The organism is Pseudomonas sp. C 49-2 (genome assembly GCF_003970195.1).
Classification (GTDB): Bacteria; Pseudomonadota; Gammaproteobacteria; order Pseudomonadales; family Pseudomonadaceae; genus Aquipseudomonas; species Aquipseudomonas canadensis.
In genome coordinates this window covers 1-1,325 of the sequence record NZ_RXYG01000037.1, presented here as the reverse complement: position 1 = coordinate 1,325, position 1,325 = coordinate 1, and the positions used below count along the sequence as shown (strand labels likewise).

The following is a 1,325-nucleotide window of genomic DNA, read 5'->3' as shown; positions in this document are numbered from 1 at the left end:
AGCCCGGCGAGAACCTCAGGTCTACACTACTGAGGTTCTCACTTTTCCTGAGGAGGCTTTCTCATGAACAGCGTAACGATTCTAGGCATCGACATTGGCAAGAATAGCTTCCACTTGCACGGCCAAGACGCACAAGGCCATCAGGTACTGCGCAAAAAGCTCAATCGTAGCCAGTTACTGCCATTACTTGCACAAATGCCACCCTGCAAAGTTGCCATGGAATCCTGTGGCGGATCACAGTTTCTTGCCAGAGAAATCACCAAGCTCGGTCATCAGGTCCAACTGATTGCGCCGCAGCATGTGAAGGCTTACGTCACCGGCAACAAGAACGACTTCATTGATGCCGAGGCTATCTGCGAGGCCGCATCACGCCCCAGGACACGCTCTGTGCAGGTGAAATCGGTTGACCAGCAGGTGCTGTCGACCGTACATAAACTGCGTAAATCACTGGTGAGTCGACGCACTGGCGTGATCAACCAGGTGCACGGATTCTTACTGGAGTTTGGCGTTATCTTTCCTGCCGGCTATGCCGCATTGGAGCGGGTTCCTGCATTGATGGAAGAGCACAATCTACCTCTGCGCCTGCGCCAGGCTATCAATCGGATGCTTGATGACATTCGCCAATTGACCAGCGAAATCAAAGCGCTGGATACCGAGATCAAGCAGCAGGTAAACGGGAGTGACGCTGGTAAAAGATTACAGAGCATCCCCGGCATCGGCCCCCTCATCGCTAGCGCGCTGGTGGCCGATGTCGGGGACGCTTCGATATACAAATCGTCCCGAGATTTTTCGGCTTCGTTGGGGCTGGTGCCACGGCAATACTCGACCGGAGGGCAAACCACGTTGCTGGGTATCAGCAAGCGTGGGGACAGGTATTTGCGAACCTTGTTGATGCAGGGCGCCCAAACCTTGCTTTATCGAATCGACAAACGAAACGACGCCCTTGGCGTCTGGGCCAGAAATCTACTGGCTCGAAAACCTCTCAACAAAGTTGCTTGTGCGCTGGCTAATAAAATGGCCAGGATCATCTGGGCGCTGTTGACCAAAGGTGGCACCTACAACGGACATTTCACCGCGTAATCCAGTTTTACCACCGGCTTTTGCGACGTCAGTAAGTGATGGCGATAAACGGCAGATACCCTGGCTGAGAACCTGATAAGCAAAATAGCTATCTAAGCTGAAGCCCTTTTCAGGACAGGCAGGAGCGGATACTCATCAAGGGCCGAGCGCGTAACCGCGCTCACAAGGAGCCCGGATACATTAGCGCAAGCCTGATTTACCGTTCATCGTGACTGGATAGCAAAAGGTGGGCTGACCATACATTT

General features: G+C 53.3%; 1 protein-coding gene. It reads left to right on the top strand.

The features are described from left to right. The first annotated feature begins 63 nt into the window (after window positions 1–63). On the top strand, window positions 64–1,080 hold the full coding sequence (locus tag EJ576_RS29615) for an IS110 family transposase (protein WP_126571765.1): 1,017 nt from the start codon (window positions 64–66) through the stop codon (window positions 1,078–1,080). The last annotated feature ends 245 nt before the right edge of the window (window positions 1,081–1,325 follow it).